Annotated in this window: 15 protein-coding genes; 5 read left to right on the top strand and 10 right to left on the bottom strand. The window is 36.7% G+C overall.

The features are described from left to right. From UABAM_RS24925 to UABAM_RS24890, 8 genes are all read right to left on the bottom strand, one after another. Entirely contained in the window at nucleotides 1-510 is a 510-nt protein-coding gene (locus UABAM_RS24925; protein WP_151970713.1) for a hypothetical protein, read from the bottom strand. Beyond that, nucleotides 507-857: a GPW/gp25 family protein gene (locus UABAM_RS24920; RefSeq protein WP_151970712.1), complete on the bottom strand. Its 351-nt coding sequence runs from the start codon at nucleotides 855-857 to the stop codon at nucleotides 507-509. The genes UABAM_RS24925 and UABAM_RS24920 overlap by 4 nt, the downstream gene beginning before the upstream one ends. Before the next feature lies 1 nt (nucleotide 858). Continuing rightward, nucleotides 859-2,151 (bottom strand): type VI secretion system baseplate subunit TssK, encoded by a 1,293-nt coding sequence (gene tssK, locus UABAM_RS24915; protein WP_151970711.1) that lies wholly within the window; start codon nucleotides 2,149-2,151, stop codon nucleotides 859-861. A gap of 13 nt (nucleotides 2,152-2,164) precedes the next feature. Next, nucleotides 2,165-2,752: a hypothetical protein gene (locus UABAM_RS24910; protein ID WP_151970710.1), complete on the bottom strand. Its 588-nt coding sequence runs from the start codon at nucleotides 2,750-2,752 to the stop codon at nucleotides 2,165-2,167. Between the two features lie 33 nt (nucleotides 2,753-2,785). Continuing rightward, nucleotides 2,786-5,356, bottom strand: a complete 2,571-nt coding sequence (gene tssB, locus UABAM_RS24905) for a type VI secretion system contractile sheath small subunit (RefSeq protein WP_151970709.1) — start codon at nucleotides 5,354-5,356, stop codon at nucleotides 2,786-2,788. A 23-nt stretch (nucleotides 5,357-5,379) separates the two neighbouring features. After that, a complete protein-coding gene (locus UABAM_RS24900; protein ID WP_151970708.1) occupies nucleotides 5,380-6,546 on the bottom strand; it encodes a type VI secretion system baseplate subunit TssG in 1,167 nt (388 codons plus the stop codon). A gap of 13 nt (nucleotides 6,547-6,559) precedes the next feature. Further along, complete coding sequence (locus UABAM_RS24895; protein ID WP_151970707.1) at nucleotides 6,560-6,940, bottom strand: DUF4280 domain-containing protein; 381 nt, start codon at nucleotides 6,938-6,940, stop codon at nucleotides 6,560-6,562. 80 nt (nucleotides 6,941-7,020) lie between these two features. Beyond that, nucleotides 7,021-8,673, bottom strand: a complete 1,653-nt coding sequence (locus UABAM_RS24890; protein WP_151970706.1) for an AMP-binding protein — start codon at nucleotides 8,671-8,673, stop codon at nucleotides 7,021-7,023. Between the two features lie 109 nt (nucleotides 8,674-8,782). Between UABAM_RS24890 and UABAM_RS24885 the strand changes: the two genes are divergently transcribed. After that, nucleotides 8,783-10,375, top strand: coding sequence for a hypothetical protein (locus UABAM_RS24885; protein ID WP_151970705.1), 1,593 nt, complete (start codon nucleotides 8,783-8,785; stop codon nucleotides 10,373-10,375). Between the two features lie 156 nt (nucleotides 10,376-10,531). Here the strand turns inward: UABAM_RS24885 and UABAM_RS24880 are convergent, their stop codons facing one another. Further along, complete coding sequence (locus UABAM_RS24880; protein ID WP_151970704.1) at nucleotides 10,532-11,197, bottom strand: DNA/RNA non-specific endonuclease; 666 nt, start codon at nucleotides 11,195-11,197, stop codon at nucleotides 10,532-10,534. Between the two features lie 375 nt (nucleotides 11,198-11,572). Here UABAM_RS24880 and UABAM_RS24875 point away from each other — a divergent pair, with 375 nt between their 5' ends. The 3 genes from UABAM_RS24875 to UABAM_RS24865 all read left to right on the top strand — a co-directional run bounded on the left by UABAM_RS24875 (nucleotide 11,573) and on the right by UABAM_RS24865 (nucleotide 15,893). After that, complete coding sequence (locus tag UABAM_RS24875; protein ID WP_151970703.1) at nucleotides 11,573-11,845, top strand: hypothetical protein; 273 nt, start codon at nucleotides 11,573-11,575, stop codon at nucleotides 11,843-11,845. 557 nt (nucleotides 11,846-12,402) lie between these two features. Continuing rightward, a complete protein-coding gene (locus tag UABAM_RS24870; protein WP_151970702.1) occupies nucleotides 12,403-13,623 on the top strand; it encodes a tyrosine-type recombinase/integrase in 1,221 nt (406 codons plus the stop codon). A gap of 158 nt (nucleotides 13,624-13,781) precedes the next feature. Further along, a complete protein-coding gene (locus tag UABAM_RS24865; protein ID WP_151970701.1) occupies nucleotides 13,782-15,893 on the top strand; it encodes a phage/plasmid primase, P4 family in 2,112 nt (703 codons plus the stop codon). 261 nt (nucleotides 15,894-16,154) lie between these two features. Here the strand turns inward: UABAM_RS24865 and UABAM_RS24860 are convergent, their stop codons facing one another. Continuing rightward, nucleotides 16,155-17,123 carry a hypothetical protein gene (locus UABAM_RS24860; RefSeq protein ID WP_151970700.1) on the bottom strand — a complete coding sequence of 323 codons (969 nt, stop codon included), beginning with the start codon at nucleotides 17,121-17,123 and terminating at the stop codon, nucleotides 16,155-16,157. A gap of 597 nt (nucleotides 17,124-17,720) precedes the next feature. Here UABAM_RS24860 and UABAM_RS24855 point away from each other — a divergent pair. After that, a complete protein-coding gene (locus UABAM_RS24855; RefSeq protein ID WP_151970699.1) occupies nucleotides 17,721-18,560 on the top strand; it encodes a DUF6997 domain-containing protein in 840 nt (279 codons plus the stop codon). Nucleotides 18,561-18,607: the final 47 nt, after the last annotated feature.

The following is an 18,607-nucleotide window of genomic DNA, read 5'->3' as shown; positions in this document are numbered from 1 at the left end:
CTAGCCACCTATATCTATACGTGGTCCTTTAACCTTGATCGCGAGTCCTTCTATGTCAGCTGTTAACTTTCCTTCGAGCTTTGTTTGCGTTCCAGACATAGATAGCGATTGTGCTTCTACTGCTGCTTTTTGTGAAGAAGCCTCAATGCTTGCCGCTGTTGCTGACAAGGTGGTATTGGTTTTTAGTGTCATGTCTTGTGTACTTGTAACTTCATATGTTGTACTACTTTGATGCGCTGTTTCTTTACTAGATTTACAGTTGATTGTTTCAGCATCGATAACAAAATCTTTACATTTTACGGTAACACTTCCTTTTTCACTGGTGAGAAAAATGCTATCTTCTGTTTGTTTTATCTCACTCTTGCTACTTTGACCCTCGCAGGTGGTAATGATCGTAGTTCCGTTTAGGGTACAAGTCTGGGTAATGTTGTCATCTTTATTGAAAACAGTAACTGTCACACCATGACCTTTATTTTTATTCAGTTCTATTTTGCAAACGAGATTTGTCATGTTACTGAAACAGTCCCTTCTGAAAACTTAATACTGGCAGTATGTGTAGAACTAGCCAGAGAAAAAGTGATCTGAAAATGCAAGCTAAATGGCTCTGTATTTTCTTGTTCTTCAATATCAATTAATGTTATGCGCGACTCATAAAGATGTATATTTTGTTGTATTTGATTTTTTACATAAGTAACCACTTCTAAACTTCCATAACAACTATGGTCTTCTATTCCAAAATTTTCCCAAACAGAGCCATACAATCTTTTGGTTGAGAGCATATGATTTAGATTATGTAAAACTTGTTCAAGTTCACTATAACCACGAGGACGCTCAGAAAAATTTTGCAAAAAATGCATACTATCTCCAGTAAAGAAAAGCAGTCACACCTTCAAAAAGTGGCTCATAGTAAAAAGCGATAGAGTTCTCTGCTAAAACGTGATCCCATTCTTCACCAATACTCAATTCAAAAATTTCGACTTCTTGGTCAAAAGGAGCACGCAAAGAATTTAAATCTTTCTTTTTTAACGACACTCCAGGAAGAGAGAACTTGCACATTCGTGGTAAGCGCTGTTTACTAGCCAAACGAAATCCTTCCATAGGCAATTTGTCTTGCACGTTTCTCTTATAAAAAGAGATATACACCTCTTTTGTATAGTAGAGTGCTTTTGGTAGTGGCTCAATGATCATCAAGTCACCTTTTCGCTCAAATTTATGAGTATAAGGTCGTAGTTCTTTATCACTAAGTAGTTCGTAAAGCGGATCTAAAATGCGATGCAAACAATTATAGAGATCATCGTGCTCATATAGCAAATTGTCATAGTTTATAGGTTGAATTTTGTTTAGGTAAATGCATACATTAAAGTAGAAATTTCTCAACATCTCGTATAAGTAAAAAGGATGCGGATGAATATTGGACATATTTTGCAAAAAATTTGCCAGACGGTAAGTATCAAACAAACAATGCCTGGCAGCAATTCTTTTTTCGCTATTGAAATAGCTAAGCTCTATACTTTCGATCAATTGGGGGCGTAACTTTTGAATTTGTAACTCTAACTTATTAATAACTCCTGGTAAAAATTCTTTGCGCAATTGCAACAAAGGTGGTATGTAACCATGATCAAGAGACCAAATGTTATCAACATCCTTCTCTAAAACGGCAATCTTCATACAATCCACAGTCTCTCTTTGTTCTTCGGGCGAAATTTCCAAATTGAATAACACTCTCGGAATCTGTGAACGTTCAGGAAAACAGTCGTTTTGTGGCATAACCTGATAGTTACGCGCTGATTTTTCATCACGTGAAGGTGGCCACAAATTCAAATATACATGGACTACTTTCCCTGTCAACTCTAGTGCTTTTTGCTCATTGACAATTTTGGAGTTTCCAGGAATACGAACCAGGTAACCACTGTGAAAAAAAATGGCACATATCTTTTCTAAACGAAGCAGTCCTTTCTTGAGAAACTCTTCATTCCACTCCAGTTGTGACAAACCATAAAAAGGAAGGCCTGTTAGTTGAAAACGATAGGCCATATCAGCCAGGAGCGATTCTTCTTGCGCGATTAAATGTTGTGGTAACAAACTTTGTCCTGTTTCCCAATAGAGTCTGGGAATTTTTGATAACAAAGGTTGTTCGTATTGATCTGTCATAGTTCTTCCAATATTATGCAGAGCCTTGAGTCGTACCCCATTGTTTACTTATGTTCGCTCCTTCTCTTACGGCAAAGTTGAGAACTTGCTGTTCACGTGCTGGGGTAATGGAAATTTCGAATCGAAAATTTGTCGGTTGTTCTACCTCTTGGGAAGGCTCTTCAGAAATAGCAATCATGCGATCTGTTCCGTTTAACTTGATACTTCCTTTCATATTCTTATCATCAGTATCTACAGCTTTGAAGTACTTTTTCTTCGGTGTATCGTATTCGTAAACGGTGAACTTTGCTTCGACAGAAGTATCCTGGATTCCCTTCAAAAGTTTTCCGAGCAACTCTGTTTTGTTGTCATCACTTACTTGCATAGATAGGTCAAATGAGCCTGTTATTTCTAAATTCCAAGCAAAGGCATTAATCACCCCGACCACTTTTACTGTTTTGCTCGCATCTTGAGGATTCATAGGGTCGCGGATAGTAAGATCTGCGGTAATGTCTTTTCCATCAACTTTTAGTGCTGTGACATGACCTAAGCGTGCTTGACAATCAGAATTGAAGCGAAAAGCTGAGGCACTATCACAATATTTCGAAACGGTAAATGGCATAGTTTCTCCTACGTTTATAAATATCTAGATTTCTTACTGGGCCAATTTTGGTTTGAGCATCAACTTAACTCTTAGTTCTTCAAATTGAATGTGAGGAACAATCTGCACTTCACAATCAAAAGAACCAATATTTTCCGCTGGAGTTACTTTTACGTCAATAGCTTTAAACGGAAATCTTTGCAAAGTCAAATCATTTGGGTCAACAACAGTTGTCACGTAGTTGGATAACCAGTTGTTGATTGTTGTGTAAATCGATGTTTCATCTTGGGAAGTACCAATGTTGTCACGCATGATACATCTAATGTAGTGCGCAATTCTACTAACAGAGAATGTATAAGAAAGATTGGTAACAAGTTGCGATTCCTGAGTTTTATCTATTTCGATAAATACTTTAGAAGCTTTAATGGACTGGCAACTAAAAAAAGTAGCGACACCATCATTTCCTTTACGGTAGAGCAACGGAATAAATCCGCCTTTGCTAAATTCCCATTCCCTGTAGTCTGGAATAATCATTTCGATTGGTATTTGAACTTTTAAGTTATTAGCTCCACCATCTTTGCGAAGAGAATAGGCAAATACAGGTAATCCATCTATGAGACCACCGCTGCGTACACCTCTAATGTATTGGCACCAACCGTAGCTTTGAAAAGAGCGCACCATGTTGCGCGCAAAAAGCGTTGCTGCATTTCCCCATAAGAAGTGTTCTGCACTTTCTTTTCCGTATTCATGTACATCAAAAAACTGCTTTGCTTCTTCTCCTTCGGCTTGTTCTTGATACGTCTTAATCATATACTTTGTATAAGAACCATAGTCAGTGATTAGCCAACTTTCATCAAGCTTTTCAATAAAGGTGATTTTGGAAAGAGAATAATGCCGATCTTCAAAGGCTTTTAGTATACTCTCATTGAGCGGATTGAATGTTCCTTGGCTTGGTAAATCACCAAGTTTTATTTCGCCTTCTTGCATAGAAAATGCTTTAGCACCAGCATTGTAGGTATAGACATCTTCACTATAATTTACAAAACCAAGATCTGGATTGTTATCGGGATCAAAAGGAAGTCGAACCATGTATTTTGGCAAAACAAGTCCAATAAAAGCAGCAGAATCTTCATTGCGTAGCTTTTTCCAAAAGCTAAACTCTGGTTCATCTAGCAGATTTTTTACATTTTTAATTGCCGCAAGTTCTTGTATGCTATCGCATTTAAAAAATTTAGGTGATGCTGAAGTGATAAAAGGAGCATAAGCGGCATTTGCCACTTTAGCCATACGACTTAACCAGTCCATATCTGGTTTAGAATGGGTAAATTCATAGAGACCGATCATCCCACCAAAGGGAGTTCCACCATACTGGTCGTATTCGCGAATATAGATGCGATCATATAACGCACCAAATTGTGGCGCCATAGTATTGTCTTGCAAATCGCGGCCCAGTTCTTCTTTGGTCACATCCCACAAATCCATTTTGACTGGAAAGTCTTCATTGTTCCACTCAACCATCTGCGCAAAATCGTATATTGAACGCCATGTTGATTCTATTTGTTTAAAATTTTTGTGGTGTAAAATGGCATTGACTTGGTTTTGTATTGCTCTTTGCACAGAACTTGTGATCATCTGTAGCATACCTTTGTCAAACTGCTGTTCTTTGACAAACATGACATTGTCTTCAACAGTTATAGTATAGTGATATTCTCTCCCCAGTTCGTCTGTACCGCTAACAAGCCATTGTTCTCCTTGTTTCTCTACTTTTGGCTGACTAAAAGCAAAGCCATATTTATCAAACACTTTTTTGAGTTCTGGGTAGTCTTGGCCATCTAACTCGGTTTGATATGTCTGGCTATCTTTTAGTTTGAACAGTGTTCTCTGACCAGGAGGAACATTGAAAATAAGTCCAGCAACGCCGTATAAAACGCGATCTTCAGCTTTGATTCTATTTAGTTCCACTTGTGGTAGAGGGATGAGAGATTCGTTTACTATTTTTAGTAGTTTTGCTGGCCACTGATTTTCTTCATACAGTGTAAGCAATGTATCCTCTATATTTTGATCGCTTTCAGGTATTTCAGCAAAAGAAACGGCAGTCCACGGCAAAGCAAGTGCAGGACGATTATTTCCTTCTGCCTCAAACAGCGTTTTGTATTTTGCCAAACCGTTGTTTAAAAGTTTTGGATTTTGATAGATTTTGTTTACTGCTTGTCGGAATAACTTATTGTTGTTGTAACCTGCTTGGACACCAAGTAAAAGTTGTTCTACTAATTTAAGCCCCTGAATTTTAGGAACACTCTCAATAATACTATGTGGTGTAAAACTATCCATGCTGTTAATGTTAAGCGCAACAGTTAGGTTACCATCATCGTCTATTTTGTTTTCGACATTTGCCAAAGTGATGTCTAGCTTCATTTCATCCATCACTTCTTCAAAATTAGTTCCATTTACAGCGTACATCTTACGTTCACTGAGATCTTCTCGGCGATCGGGTGAAAATCCTAAAGATAAGTCTCCTAACATGAGTATGCGCAGAGGAATGACCACCGGTTTAGGTGTTCCTTGTATATCTGTCACATACGTTAGAGTGATGCGAGACTTAGGCAAATTATCTTGAATAGCCATGAAAGCTCCTTTTTCTATTTCTACTATTCTAACAACTGCTCAAAAAATTGATTTTGTGAGTGAATGGAAACGAAACCATGATATAGAGTAATCGCTGTAGCTTTGGAAGCATTTTTGCTTTCCTCATCGTAGAGGGCATCAATTCCTAAATAACTTTTTGCTTCTAACTTCAACCATTTATGTTGTGGTATTGGCAAAATTAATTTGACAGTTAAGTGTAAAGTCAAACCTTCTAAAATATAAAAAATATCTTCCTGTAAACGTTTCTGAATTTCTTGTGTCCACAGAATACCAGTATTGGTTTCTTTCTGCTCTGCAACCAGACAAATACAAAAACTTGTTGTTTCAGCTGCCCCCTCACGTCCAAGAAAGTGAAGTTCGTTGAGCAATGATTTTCCTAAACGAAAATCATCCACTGGAAAACTGTGCACTTGTTGCCTTCTCTGTACACGAACGCCTAACTCTGGAAACACCGCCTTAAAGAGACAATGCAGCATTGTGACAGAAGCTAAGGGCAGCATATTAAATACAAAATATTTGATGTGCTCCCAATCGCGAAACACTGGAAATATTTCATTATGTTCAAATTTTTTAGTGATATTGCTTAGTAACTTTGAGTTGTATTCAGGATATATACTACGCAAATAAGAATGAATGAGATGATGTTCTAAAACATTTATAAATGCCGTAAATTTTTCACTATTGATCTCATCCGTTTCCATAAGTTGCGAAAAATAAGAAGGTAGTAGTCCTGTGGCACCTAGCAAACCAAAATTAACAGTAACAACAACTCGTTGTTGGCGATACACACTTAATTGTCTTTTTTTGTGTAAGATAGAATAAACTTCTTTATCCTGTATCAACCATGAGTTGTTTTTTTCTACTTGTTTCACTTCTACATCTTTAGAAAGGAAGACTCCTTCCTTAAAAAAACTTTGGTGCAATGACGGGCAAATAGTTCCTTGGTTAAGGTAATCAGTATCACCACTGCTAAAAAATAGAAGTTTTTTGTAAAAGTCTATTTTCTCAACTACTGTTGCATTTGACTGTAAATCTTTATTGCTAATGAACATAATTTGCTCATCGTGGAATCCACGGTAGTGCAGAAATTTCAGCAATGCAATTATGTCAAAACACTTTACAGTGCGTTTTACTTTTCTTTCTACTTTATCAAGATGTTCAAACGGCATAAAAATCTCAGAGTTATTTCAACATAGTTATCATTTGACCTGGATTTAGAATACGTATAACTCCTAACCATTGGCACAATAAAACAGAATCTTTGTCTAAGGTTGGAAATTTATCTATGGTGATTGTCGGTTTTAGAGGAAGCCAGGGGAAAGATGTTGCTGGAATACACGGCATCGGAGTTAAAACGCCAAGCGCTGCTGCTGTTGCTGATGCAACTTGAGGATTAGCGATAGACGTACAAAGTCCAAAAGGAAGAATATTGCTAAAAGGTTTGTGGTCCATAATATTTGCTGCTGGAGTTGTTGTAAAAACTGTTCTTGCAACAATTAAGGAGGAAACTGATACACCAAAACTACATTGGAGAGTAGCACCCATGCAAGTTTGTTGGGCCATAATTCTAAACCTTACAAAGTTAAGCAGGAAGTAGTTTAGCAATTTCTAAATCATGAGGGATAATGAAAGTATATCATGATCTACTTTTCATCACATCTCTGGTAAGCCAGCTCTTGAATATTTGCTAATAAATCAAAGGTTTTGTTGTTCATCTTAAAGTGTAGCTTCTTTGAAAAAAATTGGCCCTGACACCATTTATGATCAGTTTTTTCTTCTTTTTTGTGGGGAACTAGAGGAAAAAATTCTATAGTGTTGGGAAGATAGTTTGAGCCAAGTTGAAGATTTATAACATTTTTTATTTCTTGTGTCCATTTATTTTTGTTCTCAGATAGCATTTTTTTTGTTTTTACACCTGTAAAAATGACTAAAATATAAGAGTATTGCTGTCCCAACTCTATCTCTAGCGAAATAGCAAAAGAACAAGCGTAGACAAAATCAAGTTCTTCCACCATAGAAATGACTTCTTCTATCGGCCAAGTGAAGCCGCTTCTTGACGGAAAATCAGTCATTGTATAACGCCAATAGGTTTGATTTTTCATGAGTAACAGTGAGCCCAAGCTACCATCTCCTTTATTCATGCCTTCTGCAACAAAAAATCCAACGGATGAATTTATCACTTCTTCAGAAAGATTCTCCATCTTCCATGGAACTCCTGCACAAGGTTGAAGTTCAATATTGAGCAAGTCTTTGCGCCGGGAAGCAAGAACACACCCGCCCCAAGCAGCTTCGGCTACAATATTGCAACACTCTACTTCTTGTAATTTTAGCTCTGAGGAAAACTGAATCCAACGAGCCAAATCAATGGACTCAATAGCACTTTTCACCCATAAAGTACAGTTTTTTAGTTTTACTTTGGGAGCTTCTAGCAAAAGTTCTCTTAGTTTACGAGGGATGAATAGAAGACTGTTTTTGTATGTATTGAGAAGTTTAGGTTGTTCCTTGACTTGATTTATCTGCAAATAAACGTAGCTACGCCCAAATAGTAAACTCATCAATAGTAAATATGGTTGGTATTGAAAAAAATCTACTTCACTATCCACAAAATGTTGTTGCTTGTGCAGCGCAAACGTAAGTAAGCCGTCCCTTAATGCATATAAATAAGCTTGATCACATAGCAAAGGTATAGGTTGTGTACAATCTTTTCTCACAGATGAAAAAAACATTCCCAAAGCTTCCCCACTTTTGTAAATATGAGCTGAAAAATCAAATTGGCCTTGCACTTCGACATCATCAGGCAAAATTTGCTCTTTGAAATCTTTAAGCCATAAGTGGAAAATTTTATTAGTAAAAATGTGTTCAGGAGTTAGATTTGTCAAACGGTTCATTATAAACGCTTGCCCTTGCGGTACCAACACAGAAAAAATCAATCCCAGTTTTAGCGCTGTCATGATCGCAACAACCAACTTGGGTCCCATAGGCAAAACAATGCACATTATACTACCAGCTTTTACACCACTGCTGCGCCATTGCAAAGCTAAGTGCTCTACTTGCATATGTAAATTGTAATATGAAAGTTGTTGCCATTTCTGATTGTAATAGTAAAAAGCTACTTTTTTCTTATTGGATGTGTGACGTAAAACCAAATCGTAGTAAAAATTATAACCATTAAAAGGACAGCTATGTGCTGAGAACCTTTTATTCTCCACAGAAAAAAGCTCTTGCCAGAAATCTTTAGGTTTGGTATAGCTATCTTCTAACCAAGTGTTAGAAGAAAACTTGGGAAATTTTTGCATTTTTCATCTATAAATTTAGAAGTTTGTATTTTTTATGCATATTGCAAAACAAATCACATCATAACAATATTTCTGTGTATACGACTAATAAAATTTCAGAAAGACTATCATGTTTAAAGAAGGTATTAAGGTTACTTTACAACTTACAATAAATGGGCAATCCTGGAAAATATTGGGAGGACGCATAAAAGATTTTTCTCTGCAAATGCACAACTATGGATTTGAAGCTAACGCAGAATTTTGGATGTATAAAGAAGATGAAAAAGGACTTTTCTCTGCTTTTTCTGGAGATTCTTTGATAGAAGCAGAATTGAAACTTGAACTTTATTTTGAACGTCCTAAACCAGCACCCAATGCTATTGTTGCTAAAGGCATTGTCTTTGAAAGACAATTAAAAGAACGTGTTCTCAATCAGCCAGATGAACCATTCGTACGTTATTATCTACTTAGGTTCTGCGATGCTGCACAACTTTTTTGGACACATCATAAACCATGTAAACTTTTCACAGAAGCGACAATGCAGGATATTCTTGATTCTGAAAAAGGCGAAAAAATAGACATCAGCACCACATGGGAAATATTTACCAAACAACACCCAATACTTTTTCTAGGTTTTCCCCAAGATATAAACAATGCTTCTTTTTATGATTTCATCTTATGGTATACACATGCGCAAAATGGAGTATGGAACTACAAACACAAGGAAAATAAATACACAATAGAGCAAGAAAAAGAAAGCTCTACTGCTCTACAATTACCACGCGAAGACGTCAGTGAGTGGAGAGTCTCTTTACCGAAAATAATGCGTTACAACAAGAGAATACTAAATGGTTACACAGAAAACGCGGTAACTACAGACATCATACTAGATACCTCAATCAGTGACTATACACAAGATGTGTACATTCGCACCGCAATCAACAAACAACTAGAAGAGCAAACCCAACTGCAAAAAGACATTCACCAAAACGAAGAACACCAAGTCTATTTACAGTTCACCCATTTTCCCACAGTAGACGTTGTTCCAGGAACCATTATCGAATTTGATTCACAAAAAGGTTGGGAAGGCAAAGCTTATTTAAGTGAAAATACATATCGCAGTGTATCTCTAACAATCAATGCCTCTGCAGAAAGACAAGATCCTTACAGTGATTTAATCACAGCTTACAATTCCTATTTTTTTAATGTTCATGCGCGACTAGAAACCCAAGATGAAAAAAAAGTAAACCTTCCACATTTTCGTATTCCGAATTACAAAGTCTATGTTGAAGGAAAAGTAGTCAGCGATGGCGATGAACCTGACGAAACATATCAAATTTACGAAAACGAAGATACATCAGAAAAAATCTATCGTGTAGCTATGCCTCTCTGGGAAGATAAACAGGTGATTGTACCATTCGAACCTAACTTATTTTCTGGACACATATACTTTCCATGCTACAAAAACTCGCGTGTCTTAATCGAACTGAAATTTCAAACAGCAGCGATCTACCGCTTTTTAGACTGGCGTTTAGATTCTAAATTACCACAGGACACACAAGGAAACAGCATATTACTTGGATTGACAGAAAAGAGCGAAACAGCTGTTAAACACGTTTATGAAGACTCCAAGCCCGTTTTTAATATGTGCCGCAAAAATGAAAGTGATACTCAAGTTGTGGAGTTTAAAGAGGGAATTATTACTATAGAAACTAAGGATTAAATTTTCAAATAGTATTCAACATCAAATAGAGTTACAGTTGAAAAGATATATAAATTTGGTAATGACATTTGTTCGAAACATTCTTATAGTAAAAAATAATTATATAAACACGAATCTCTTTCGTTACCAAGATTCTGGATTTTGCATTTTATTCCACTAACAACAACCTAAAACACGATGATTTTTAACCATACCATTAGGATAACGTTGTGTATACAGCATGGCACCACCAGGTTCATTATATACATTGACTTCTATAGAACCAACCATTCCAGGCACATAAGGTGCTGCTGGAGGCCCGTTGTAATGGGTACCCGTATAATCAACCGTCACCTCAAGGAAAATACTCGCATTAGCACCGTTATTTTCAAGAATCTCGCGTACAACCCCTTCGATATCTGCCATCATGGGTGCATTTGTACCATCGGACAGCCCTACTAAGTTACGTACATCTGCCCCGTTCCCCCCCAACTGCTTTCCTATTAGATGCCCACGTTCATGGTGATAAGGGTGATTATTTCCCATATGTCCAGTGACATTACCACTTGCGACCGATGCTGGTGTACCAGTGCCTAGGTCTGTAGGTCTTATCACAGCAGAAGCATAAATTGGACGTCCCGAAAGATCTGCAATATATGTAGTTGCTATTCTCTGAATAGTCTTTTGTTTTTGATTTAAAGTTGATGGAAGTATTTGAAACACGTTATTATAAGTTTTTGCTTGAACAGTGTAGAAAGTACTTGGAAGTAGTTGAAATATTTTACCAGAGTGGCTTTTTGAACTTGAAACATTTGGGAGCATTTGAAATATATTATTTTTCATTTTATTCTCATATTAATCATTAATCACTAGTAACTATTGAAAATAGCAACCTAACAAAATAAATCTTAAAATTTCAACAAAAAACAATTTTTGATAATTTCTTCGTTTTAAAAACAGAGTAAAATGTAGTGTTAGACTCAGCCTACTGGTACCAGATTTGAATTGGTAACATGCTCTAGTCTAACCACTCGCATATATTTTAGATGCTATGAAGGTTTTCTTTGATGTAATTCACGCGTAGAATTTACCTTACGCATTCGTTGAAATTGCAATAAATTCCAAACGCAATGGCTGGAAGACCCTTTTATTGAAATTTTTGACAAACTTGGTGGCATTGAAAAATCTAAAGTCGTCTCCAAGCGCCTTTCTCCGCGAATGATTGAAAGAACCTGGGTCGAAACAATCCACCGTTCCATACGTATCGAAAACAAAACAAGCAAAAAAGTACAGATGCGACTTACCATCATCGATAACCCCGCAGCAAATATAAATTTCATCAAATCAACCCCCGCAGCAAGTAGCCAAGACGCAACTGAATACATATTTGATGTAGAAATGGAATCTGACGCCATACAAACACTAAAGCTCACATTTCAAGAAAATAAACAAGAAAAATTAGAGCTACCACCCCGAACGTGTTTCCAGTAGTCGTAACTCTTATGACGAAGAAATCGAAGAAGACTTTTTTGATGAAGAGATGGCCGAAGAAGAGTAGTTCGTATTGAAACACTTGTTTTTACAAGTGTTTCAACGTAATATGGGAACGCTTTAGTACAATGGTAAGGATCGTGATAAGAATATCGATGATTTGACAACTCAAGACATAAAGTTTGCAAATACACTCGTTCAAAGCAACATCATCGATACAGCGTAAGCCTGTTGAGATGGGAGAGGATTATCAACAACTTACTAAGAGAATCAGTTTAACAAAATGGCATATCACTAGCAAGTATCCAGACCAAATCCCGGTGTATGGAAAAGATATTTTCGTAAATAGAACCCACTAGGACCTGAAGGCGGGATCGGAAAAAGTGAGAAAAAAATTGGGCTAACTTGTAATTAAGTAAAATCGGTGATATAAATAGAAGTAACTAACACAACAAATAACAGTCTAGCACACATCAAATATACCATGTGGCTAGATAAAAAACTCTCATTATTTTACATAACTCCTTCTAAATAAATGACTTATTTAGGAGAGGCACATGAAGCGTGCGCAGGTAAAACCATCACCCATTCGTCACCGTGATGGCTTTCGATTACATTTTTCATTTCAAGGTAAGCAACATCGTCGTTTTTTTATTAAAGACGAAGATATTGCCTATGCATTACAGAGTAAAGTCAATTCATTAATAACATACGTGAAGTACGGTTTTAAAACCGTACCTCAAGACGTATCTGTTGCTGACTTTGTATTTAACACTGCAGTAAACCAACCATACCAACAAGACACACCAAAACCCAAAAGCGGTATGAAGCTGCTCACATTACTAAGCGAGTATGCTGGTACGATGAGCTTGCAAGCTAAATCAGAAACCACCATAAAAACGGAAGAGGTTCACATTCGTCATATGGAGCGGTTTCTTCAAGCAACTAAAAATAAACGGATTACCGTTCGTGAACTCAATGTTAAGTTCTTTTTAAAATACAAACAATATCGTTATGACAAAGGTGTACGTACCGATACGGTAAATAAAGAACTGACCACATTCCAACTCATGATGCAATACGCTGTTGACAATGCCTATGTCAAAGAAAACATCGTTAAACGCGTCAAAAAAGACCCCAGTCAAGTACCCGATTTCCGCTTTCGTACCAACAGTGAAATTCTCGAAGCTCTCAAAACAGGCAAGCATACAAAACGCGAAGAGAAGGAAATAAAAAGGTATCGTTACCTAACTCCTGAAGAAATAAAGCGTCTTGCCTCCATTGCCGAAGGAACTCCAACACACCTCGTTATTCTCGTTTTTGCATGTACTGGCATGCGCCGCGGTGAACTAAGAAAGTTACAGTGGAAGGATATTGACTTTACCAGAAATCTTATTTGGATTTCCTCTCAGAAACAATCTCGCAAGCGCAAAGAAGTCAAACGTCGCGTCGAAATGACCGAAAAACTCGCCGAAAAACTCAAAGAACACTACGAGACTTCACATAAAAGCAAGTGGGTATTTTCCCGTAAAGGCAAGCAACTCACTAATGATCAACTGTACTATCCATTTCAAAAGCTCATTCAAGGTACAGAGTTCGAAGGGGTTGGGTTTCACGTGTTTCGGCATTCGTTGGCCAGCAATTTAGCTGCGGAAGGAATCGATCAGAGAATTATCGACAGCATACTAGGACATCAAACAGAAGAGATGCGCGAACGATATAGACATCTATACCCGCAAAAGCAACAACAAGCTATTTCGAAATTGAGTTATATGTAATTCGTTTTTGGTAAGGAGGTATGTTGGTGAGAGGCCGAGCTGATATTCGCAGTATCAGCTCAGCAAGCCACATATCTTTAAGAGATTCTGTGTCTATACAACAATAAAATTATACACAGAATCTCTCCCTGTGGAAAGTAAAATTTAGGAGAGAAACAATGTCAGTGCAGCAAAAAATACTCGACAAATTAGATATCGAAGCCTTTTACAAAAGACACATGCAAGGCAAGATCACCAAAGGAAACAACGATTGGTTCAACGGCCATTGCCCGTTACCAGGTCACTCAGATTGCGCGCCCTCTTTTGGCTTTAATGCAAAAACAGGCGCTTTTAAATGTTTCGGATGCAATCAACAAGGAAGCGTTTTTCATTTTGTACAACAACTCAAAAATACCACAAATAAAACCTCTATCGACTTTCTATCCGTAGAAGCAGGTGTTAGTAAAAAAGAAAGTCTAGAAGATAAAGTATACCGATATCACGACAACCTGATGCGTAACTTAGACAAAAGTCTTGCCGCTGTAGAAGCCTTAGGCATTTCTATACATACCGCCAAAAAACTAAAGCTAGGTTATATGCCTACTTTTGGCAAATATGAAGCGCGCCTAATTTTTCCTATCTTCGATGAATATGGCAATGTGTTTACATTGAAAAAATACTCACGTAAAGCACCCAGTAAAACCAAATCTAAATTCGAGCGCGGTGGTAAAATTTCCCTATACGGTATTCACGAAATAACACCCTCCACTATCGATAAACCCGTTGTTATATGTGCCGGTGAAAAAGACAAAGCCGTAGCGCAAACACATCTTGGTGACGACTTCGTCTTTACCACTTTCACTGGTGGTGAAGGTTCGCTACCCAGCGACAAGCAACTCATAAAAACCAGAGAGAAACTCAAAGGACGCAATGTTATTGTTATCTATGATGTCGATGAAGCTGGCCAAATAGGCGCGCATAAGGTAGCCGGCTTTTTCTCTGATATTTGCAACGTGAAAATAGCCAAGTGGCCTGGGAGTTTCGGACGCAAATTTCCGAAAGGAGATATCACAGACTTTATTACCAAACATAAAGCCCAAGACAATGTCGAGGCATTGAGAAACATTCTAAACACTGCACAGCCATTTCAAGGTACAAAGATAAACACTAAAGTCAATGTATATAGAAAGCATACTGATATGGGAAATGCAGCAAGATTAGTTAAAAGACACGGCCATAAGATCCGTTACTGCCACGCTTGGGGTAAATGGTTGGTGTGGGATGGTACTCGTTGGGAAATAGACACTACTGAAGAAATTGTTCGCTTAGCAAAAGATACAGTTATCAGCATCTACCACGAAGCGGATATGGCAAAAAGTGAAAAGGAGTATAATCGCCTAATAAAACACGCAGAACGATCACAGTCTTATAACCGTATTATGTCAATGATCAAGCTCGCTAAATCAGAACCAGGTGTACCCATTCAAACATCGCAGCTAGATACAAACCCATGGTTACTGAATGTTGAAAATGGAACCGTCAATCTAAAGACAGGTGAGCTACAACCACACAACCCACAAGACCTTATTACCAAAAAAGCTCCTGTGCATTACGATCCAGAAGCTCCTTGCCCGACATGGAACAAATTTCTAGAAACCGTCACCAGTGAAAACGAAGAAATACGCAAGTTTCTACAATCGGCAGTTGGTTATAGTCTTACCGGAAATAACAACGAAGAGTGTATGTTTATGCTCCATGGCAGTGGGCGAAACGGTAAGTCGAAGTTCCTCGGTGCTATAGAAAAAATGATGGGGGATTACGCAAAGCCAACGCGTCCAGAAACCTTCCTTAAGAAACGCGGAAGTATTCCCAATGATTTAGCCGCACTAAAAGGAGCACGCTTTGTTCCTACCGTCGAAACAGAGCAAGGTGGTAAGCTAGCTGAATCGCTAATCAAACAAATCACAGGGGGAGATACAATACAAGCAAGATTTCTACATAAAGAGTTCTTCGAGTATAAGCCAGAGTTCAAGATTTGGATGGCGACAAATCATAGGCCTACCATTGAAGGAAATGACATGGCAATTTGGGAGAGGTTGTGTGTAGTACCTTTCAATACTACAATCCCTGCGCAAGAGCGTGATAAGTTTTTGTCGTACAAGTTAGCACAGGAATTGTCAGGTATACTCAATTGGGCGATAAAAGGTTGTCTCAATTGGCAAGAACGAGGTCTATGCAAACCTGATTCCATAGAGAAATACACCAATAAGTATAAACAAGACCAAAAGTAAAATATAGCTAAACATTTAATTTGAAGACATAGCAAAATGAAGAGATGTGCTCATTTCTATTTTGCCATGGGGTCGGTATGCCTATACTTGAGAGCTTTTATCAAGGTTTGCCTTTTATACAACAATCGTATTCAATTTTGAAAATTCGACTTCTTTTCAAGATTGTACTGTTAATAGAAACAGCAAAATGAAAACATAGTACCATACACTTTAAATCAAAACCTTAGCGTTGAGTACAGTTAAATGTGACTTTACAATAAGTTAAATATTTTCAGGAAATCCTTGTTTTTGGATAATTTCTGTTTTCAAATTTTCACTATATTCAATGATTGCAGATGCACAAAACTTAATTTTTTCTTTATCTAATCGTATACCGCTGTCATGAGAGTGTTTGTTTGTTATGTTCTTTACCTTTAATAATATATCTTTATTTTCAGACGTTGCTTTTTTACTATATACTAATGTTATAAGTTTGTTTGCAGATAGATAATTGACCTTTTTGGGATAATCTACTTTTCTATAGCAACATTCTACTTTTAAAACGTTTTCTAACCTTGATCGAATACTATTTGCTTTACCTTGTAATTCATCTTCGTCTTTCTCGTCTATCAAAGATGAGATAATATTATTTAATCTATTAATAGAGTCATTAATATTTGTAACACATAAGAGTACTGTAGATAAAGGGCTTGTTGTCCCACCTTTAGGTATCAAAACAGAAGAAAATATTGGTACAAAGTGATAGTTAGTCCATCCTAGGTTGTTACCTGTATGTGTAAAAATACACTTTTTAAAAAAAGCTTCATTTTGTATTTTAAAATTTTTTTCTTCTTTTTTTATACCCAAGTGGGATAGAACCTGTGCATCTTCTAAAGCATAATTCTTTATCAAACATGCGCAAAAATTGTCTGTGAGTATGGGGACCAGCGATTTAATATGGAATATACATTTACAAAAATCGCCACCAAAGACATGTCTTAACCTTTCGCGCTCTTCAAGATCTTTGATATTCCGAAAATCATGCCAAACTAAAGTTAAATATCGTTTTTTCTTATCAAGATCAAATTTTTCAAAATTGTCCCAGTGAGTTCTATCCATGAAATCGAGGATGACTTGTCCCTTTGTCTCGTCTAAGAGCCTGCAAAAAAAATTATTGATGCTGTCAATGTCATTAATTTCTTTCTTGTAAGGCTGTAAAACCTTTCTAAAGGTTTCTATGTAGTTTTTCATGAGATTCTATACCATCACTAAATATTGATAATTAGGTTTTATCTAAAGGGTATTGTAAAAAAGTTTTACGGTACCTGTGTTTTTTATATGTTTTTAGCCGCCTTGCGCTATAAAATTTCAACCATATCGCATTTGTGTTCAAGGCTTTATAGCTATTGTCAGATGTACTTCTTAAAATAGTCCGGTAGATAACCAGTTCCAAAATTACCAACATAAAAATAAGTATCTGGTTTGGCTTCTTTTTAGGTTTATCTGATTTACTATGTTATGTTATTTTTGATGGTGCAAGGTGAGTATGATTTTAGGTTAGTTATTATTACATGTCTTGTCTTTTTTTGCCACAATTTTTATTGCTGAAGTATGCATGGCCGATAGATTACTTGTAGCTGTAATTTGGAAGTTATTGAAGTTATCGGTTTTTACAATATACCATAATAAGACATGTATGTAAATTTGCTCTTTTTGGTTTCCCTATTGTAGGTTTAGTTTTAACATTTTTTAAACATAGAGATTATTTTATCACGAAAGTTTTACAGTAGAAATTGCAAACTCTTTTATAAAAGAACAGTTTCATAATAAAATTTAGGTGAACAAATTATGAGCATATTTTTTGAAGCTATACAAAAATTGGAAAAAAGCCAACAACTCGTTGGGCAGCCAATATCTTTTCAGGATTATATTACAACTTTGGGTATTGGTACAAAAAATACAGCGCAGTATATTTCTATTAATAGTCTTAACGACTTAAGTCGAGATTTGTACGAAGCAGATTGTATGGTATTTAGGCTGGGTGCTCCCAAAGGAGCCAGGTATACTCATTTTGCTTTAGCAAAAACTGCACAAGGTTGGGATGACTATTTTTTTATTGATGAGAATATTTTTTCTTCGACTAAAGTTGAAATGTATTTACCTGACGTATCCGTGCGCAGCTTGTTTGCTTATCAATTGCTACCTGTTTTGACCGAAACTTCAATCGTAAACTTAGCTATTGCTTCTGGCTTACTTCCTCATGCATTGGGAATATCTGCACAGCAAATTATACCAGCAACAGGTAAAAGCTCTTTTACTTTTGAATTTCAGCCAATATCCACTTGTGCTACAACACTACTGCATAACCAAGGACAAGTAGAAATAGATGCTTTATTTGTAGGACAACGTAACGATAGAGAATGTCTTTTTGTTGTAGAAGCCAAAATTGGTAAAGATTTTTCTTCGCTCGCCAAACATAAACTTTTGTACCCTATTCTGTCTGTTTGTGAAAAAATACCTTCTTATATGAAAGTTGTCCCGGTTTATCTCCGTGTGATAAAAAAAGATAATAGTATTGAATTTAATATTGCAGAGTGTGAATTATCTCGATATAACGACACATTTGGAGCTATGGATCAACTCAGGTGCCATAAAGTAAAACGCTATGTTTTACACGGATATAACTAGTTTACTTAGGCATTGCATTAATGAACTTTGGGGTTAAATCGTAATTG

This window comes from Candidatus Uabimicrobium amorphum, assembly GCF_009002475.1.
Classification (GTDB): domain Bacteria; phylum Planctomycetota; class Uabimicrobiia; order Uabimicrobiales; family Uabimicrobiaceae; genus Uabimicrobium; species Uabimicrobium amorphum.
This window is presented reverse-complemented; position numbering and strand designations above follow the sequence as displayed.